The following is a 4931-nucleotide window of genomic DNA, read 5'->3' as shown; positions in this document are numbered from 1 at the left end:
GGACTTCGAATATCTGATCGTCGATTCCACCATCGTCCGGGCGCATCAGCACGCCGCCGGTGCGAAAAAAGGGGGTCTGAAGATCAAGCACTCGGCCGTTCGCGCGGCGGCCTGAGCACGAAGATACATCTGGCCGTTCGAGGCCTGGGATGTCCTGTGCGGTTCACGCTGACCGCGGGTCAGAAGGGTGACGCACCGCAAGCCGCCGAATTGATCGAGGGATTGCCTGCCGAGGTCGTCATGGCCGATACGGCTTATGACGCCGATCACTTGCGCCAAGCCATCGCCGCCAAAGGCGCGCTCGCTGTCATCCCCAACAACCCGTCACGGGCGCTCAAACATCCGCTCGACAAGCATCTCTATGCCCAGCGCTATCTCGTCGAATGCTGCTTCTCAAAGCTCAAGCAATTCCGCCGCGTCGCGACACGCTTCGAAAAGACCGCCAGAAATTACCTTGCCATCGTCACCATAGCCGCCATCGTCCTATGGATGCGGTAAGTGTCCACGCCACCTAGAGGTCTTCGTCCGAGATTTCGGCAAGCTTCGCGAGATGCAGCAGCAGACCGGTCTTCAACGGCTTGTTGCCGTGAATCGGAACAGAAAGCCTCACGACGCTACCTGACTTTCCATAAATGTGGTGACTGCCGCTTGCGCGCAGCAATGTCCAACCGCGGCGTTCGATAATTCGAGCAAACTCCCGGCCGGACAGCGACTTCACGCAGGCAGTTCCAGCATCCGCTCTACACCGCCCGGTTCCGGCGCAGCGACCTCAATGGACAAACAGCCCTCAATCGCCTCTTGCAGATTTTGCATGAGCTCTTCCATGCTGTCGCCCTGGCTCGCGCAGCCGGGGATCGCGGGGACCTCGGCCCAGTAGCCGCCCTCTTCGGCCTCATGCACAACGATTTTGATCTTCATTGGTATCTCCGAAAATGTGTAGTCGCGCGAGGGCTTGGCAATTTCAAGCCGGCCTACTCCGCCGCCTCTGCGTTGATCTCCGCCGACACCTGACGGATCGCGCGCGCAAGCTGCTCGGCCGGCTGCGCGCCGGAGACGGCGTATTTTTGCGCGAACACGAAGGTCGGCACGCCGGAAATACCCTTGTCGGAGGCTTCCTGGGCGTCCGCCGAGATTCGCGCGACGTCCTCGTCGGTGGCAAGTCGCCGGCGCACGTCATCGGCATCGAGCCCGACATCTTCAGCCGCCTGCACCAGCACGTTGACGTCGGTGAGATCGCCGCCGTCGCGGAAATACAATTCCATCAGCCGCTGCTTCATCTCGGCCGCCTTGCCCTTGGCTTCGGCCCAGAGGATCAGGCGATGGCAGTCGATGGTGTTGGGCTGGCGCTTGACGAGCTCGGGGTGATAGCTGAGCCCCTCCTCGCCTGCGGCGGCGGCCACGCGGCCGGCGATGCCCTTGTAGGCCTCGACCGAGCCGAACTTGGCGGTGAGATATTCCTCGCGGCTGATGCCTTCGCGCGGGACCCAGTTGTTCAGGAAGAACGGCCGCCAGTGCACCTCGACCGGAACGTCAGGCACCAGCTTGAGTGCGTCCTCGATCCGCCGCTTGCCGATGTAGCACCAGGGGCAAACGACGTCGGAGACGATGTCGAGGCGAAGCGGTTTCAGGGTGCTCATGGGCGTCCTCCGGAATGAAGCCCCAAGGTAAGCCCCTCGCCCCGCAACACAAGGGCGCCGGCCGCATGTCTCGCATCACATAACCTCGGCGGTTATTGTGAGGAGAGCCTCCGCTTTCTAGACATCGGCCTGTTCCAACAGCCCGCGGAGACACGCCGATGACCGCCATTTTCCAGCCGGAAGGCAACCTGTTTCGCGCCACCGAGCGTGCCGGCGGGCCGTGGTCGCCGGACATGCTGCAGGGCAGCGCCACCACTGCGCTGATGGCGCGCGAGGTCGAACGGCTGGCGCAGGCCTCGGGCTTTGCGGTCCGCCGCCTGACCTTCGACCTGTGGCGGCCGGCGGGGCTGCGCGCATTTGCCCTCGCCACCGATCTGCTTCGCGACGGCCGCAAGGCCAAGACGGTCCAGGTGCGGTTGATAGATCGCGAGGTCGAGATCGGACGCTGCAGCGCGCTGCTGACAGCGCAAGGCCCAGAATCCCCGCACGATCCGTTCTCGCGGCCGGCAAGCCCAGACACTGCACCCGAGGCTGGAACGCCGCCGCCCGCCTTTGCGCAGAAATGGAGCCGCTATTTCCAGAATGTCTCGGTGCGATTGATCGAGGGCGCGCTGGAGAAGCCCGGCCCTGCCGCCGCCTGGATGCGCCTCGACGTGCCGCTCGTCGCCGGTGAACCCAACACGCCACTGCTGCAGGCGGTGCAGGCCGCGGATTTCTCGAGCGGCGTCGCGCAGATCGTCGACATGCGCGAATGGACCTTCATCAATCCCGAGATCAGCCTCTATTTCTTCCGCCCGCCCGAGGGCGAGTGGATCCTGATCCGCTCGCGGACCCGCGTCGGCGCCGGCGGCGCCGGGCTCACGACCGCGACCCTCAGCGATCGCAACGGCCCGTTCGCTGAGGTGATGCAGGCGATGAGTTTCGAACGCCGCGCCGCGGAGGCTCAGGCGTCCTGAGCCGCGAGCGCCGTCAGGACAGCCTCGGAGGCTTCGTCGGCCGGCATGAACAATTCGACGCGCAGCTCCTGCAGCGTCACGTCTTGCGGCGTGCCGAGCGTCAGCACCGTGCCGATCAGGCCGACTGCAACGTCGCCCTTGCGCAGCCGCACCTCGCACAGCGGACCCGGCGCCTCGCGCTCGTTGAATTGCGGCGCGGCAATGTCGGGGAGCTTCAGCAGTTCGCGCCAGGTCGATTGCAGCGAGAGGTCGAGCGGCGCCGCCATTGCCTCGTGACGCGCCCGCGCCAGCAGCGCCGCGGCGAGGCTCGGCCAGTTCTCGACGAAGGGACGCAATTCGTCCGGGCCTAAGAACATCCGCATGTGATTGAGCGGCCGCTGCATGCGCTCTGGACCGAGCAGCATCGTCATCAGCCGCGTCGCCGCGCGATTGGCAACGATCACGTTCCACTGCCGGTCGGTGACGATGGCGGGAAACGGCTCGTGCCGGCGCAGCAACAGGTCGATTGCGCGCCTGGCGTCGGCGATCTCTGGCGCCGCCAGATCGCGCTCGCCATATTGCCGCGCAAAGCCGCCGGCCTCGAGCAACGCGTTGCGATCGCGCAGCGAGAGGCCGAGCGCTGCGGCGAGCTGCAGCAGGATGTCCCGGCTCGCGACCGCCTTGCCGGTTTCGACGAAGCTCAGATGCTTGATCGAGATACCGGCCTCGAACGCGAGGTCGGCCTGGCTCATGGCGCGTCGCCCGCGCCAATCGCGCAGCAGATCGCCGACGGGATGAGGTCGTGCGCCGCGGGCCGGCGCTGAATGGCTGTCCATGATCGGATTATGTAGCCAGGCGGCTGCCGCTGCAAAGCTCCCGCAGCGGTTCGCTCAGCCCATGCCGGCGGCCATCTGCCGCATCCGCTCCGCGGTCAGCTCGTCGGCCGGGAAGAAGGTTTCCAGCGCCAGCTCCTGCAGCGTGATGTCGACCGGCGTGCCGAACACCATCGTGGTCGAGATGAAGCTCAGCACTTCGCCGTTGAGGCGCAGCTTGAACGGGATCGCGACGTTGTTGTCGGGTGCGATCGGCGCCGACCGCGCCGGGATCGGATAGGATTTCAGGTCCTGGTAGAGCTTCAGGAGCTCCGGATCGGCGGTCGCTTCGCATTGCCGGTGCAGCCGCTCCAACAGATGCGCGGCCCATTCGGGCAGGTTGACGGTGCGCGGCGCCAGGCCCTCGGGATGGAAGGCAAGGCGGAGGATGTTGAAGGGCTGGCCGAGCAGCCGCTCCGGCACGCCTTCGAGCAGCGGCGCCACCATGCGGTTGGCGGAGACCAGATTCCAGTGCCGATCGTAGGCCAGCGCCGGATTGGGCTCATGCGCCTTCAGGACCAGATTGATGGCCTCGCGCGCCGATTTCAGCGCCGGATCGTCCAGCGAGCGTTGCGGAAAAGCGGGCGCGAAGCCCGCGGCGACCAGCAGCACGTTGCGTTCGCGTAGGGGCACGTCCAGTCGCTCCGCCAGTTTGAGGACCATGTCGCGCGACGGCGCCGAGCGGCCCGTCTCGACGAAGCTTAGGTGCCGCGCCGAGATCTCGGCGTCGACCGCAAGGTCGAGCTGGCTGAGATGGCGGCGCTGCCGCCATTCGCGCAGGTGCTCGCCGATATGGATGGGGTTTGCGGATTTTTCGGCCCGCGCCGTAGATGCATGTGCGTTCATGGTGCAAAACCTACCACGCGAAATCAGCCCGTTCCATTATGTGCCAGGTAATGGATATTGGCACTTAGCACCTTGAGATTGCAGCACTTATTTTCCGCCCGTACGGTCGATACCAACAAAAATACCAACATCTCGAAGTCAACTGCCGACCACAAAATAATTGTGGCGAGCCCATTGGACGTCGACCAGCGAAGCCCGTGACTGGTTCGCAACCTGAGCGAAATCGGCCGTCTGATAGTTCTCGTCGTGTATCTCTTCGGCCTTCTTGCTCTACTGATTTCGACTTGGAATAGCGTTGATGTCCGCGCAACGGTGAGGCCGCGCTTCCTGTACCGCCATGCTGCTGCTGCCGACGTTTTCTCTTTCGTGCTGATGGCGCTCTTATTCTGAGCCCGTTCGGCTACTGCATTCGAGTTGCGAAGAATAAGAGCTGCGCGCCGCCACCGGTCCAATAATTATGCGTGCTCACGTTGATGGCGTCCGGGCCATTCGCCACCACACCCCAGTTTTCCTTTTTCAGAAATGAGTGTGCGGCCTCGACGCCGCTCCATCGATCACCTCGCAGTTGAGCCACCGTCAACTCTGTCCAATGACGACCCCGCGCGCCCAGGCCCGACCGAGCGGCCCGCCTATGCGGCCGT

General features: G+C 64.5%; 7 protein-coding genes and 1 pseudogene. 2 read left to right on the top strand and 6 right to left on the bottom strand.

Annotation, left to right across the window (positions count from 1 at the left end; all coding sequences use genetic code 11):
* Nucleotides 1-498, top strand: a pseudogene (locus tag ACFFWD_RS25565) (IS5 family transposase); the annotation flags it as partial.
* Nucleotides 499-511: 13 nt separating this feature from the next.
* Here the strand turns inward: ACFFWD_RS25565 and ACFFWD_RS25560 are convergent.
* From ACFFWD_RS25560 to ACFFWD_RS25550, 3 genes are read right to left on the bottom strand one after another with little or no spacing between them, the layout of a single operon-like run.
* Nucleotides 512-718: a type II toxin-antitoxin system HicA family toxin gene (locus ACFFWD_RS25560; protein ID WP_376969786.1), complete on the bottom strand. Its 207-nt coding sequence runs from the start codon at nt 716-718 to the stop codon at nt 512-514.
* The gene (locus ACFFWD_RS25555; RefSeq protein WP_376969784.1) at nt 715-918 is read right to left on the bottom strand and encodes a type II toxin-antitoxin system HicB family antitoxin; all 204 of its coding nucleotides are present in this window, start codon (nt 916-918) and stop codon (nt 715-717) included. Before ACFFWD_RS25555 ends, ACFFWD_RS25560 begins: the two co-directional genes overlap by 4 nt.
* 53 nt (nt 919-971) lie before the next feature.
* Nucleotides 972-1637: a DsbA family oxidoreductase gene (locus tag ACFFWD_RS25550; protein ID WP_376969782.1), complete on the bottom strand. Its 666-nt coding sequence runs from the start codon at nt 1635-1637 to the stop codon at nt 972-974.
* Nucleotides 1638-1795: 158 nt separating this feature from the next.
* Here ACFFWD_RS25550 and ACFFWD_RS25545 point away from each other — a divergent pair, with 158 nt between their 5' ends.
* On the top strand, nt 1796-2593 hold the full coding sequence (locus ACFFWD_RS25545) for a thioesterase family protein (protein WP_376969780.1): 798 nt from the start codon (nt 1796-1798) through the stop codon (nt 2591-2593).
* Here ACFFWD_RS25545 and ACFFWD_RS25540 read toward each other — a convergent pair.
* From ACFFWD_RS25540 to ACFFWD_RS25530, 3 genes are all read right to left on the bottom strand, one after another.
* Entirely contained in the window at nt 2581-3408 is an 828-nt protein-coding gene (locus tag ACFFWD_RS25540; protein ID WP_376969778.1) for a helix-turn-helix domain-containing protein, read from the bottom strand. The genes ACFFWD_RS25545 and ACFFWD_RS25540 overlap by 13 nt on opposite strands.
* Nucleotides 3409-3462: 54 nt before the next feature.
* Nucleotides 3463-4290 carry a helix-turn-helix domain-containing protein gene (locus tag ACFFWD_RS25535; RefSeq protein ID WP_376969776.1) on the bottom strand — a complete coding sequence of 276 codons (828 nt, stop codon included), beginning with the start codon at nt 4288-4290 and terminating at the stop codon, nt 3463-3465.
* Between the two features lie 400 nt (nt 4291-4690).
* Nucleotides 4691-4931 (bottom strand): hypothetical protein (locus ACFFWD_RS25530; RefSeq protein WP_376969774.1); only part of this gene is annotated, 241 nt, incomplete at its 5' end.

The sequence above is a fragment of the Bradyrhizobium erythrophlei genome (assembly GCF_042430365.1).
Lineage (GTDB): Bacteria > Pseudomonadota > Alphaproteobacteria > Rhizobiales > Xanthobacteraceae > Bradyrhizobium > Bradyrhizobium erythrophlei.
The sequence above is the reverse complement of the archived record's forward strand: the minus strand, read 5'-3'. Positions and strand labels throughout refer to the sequence as shown.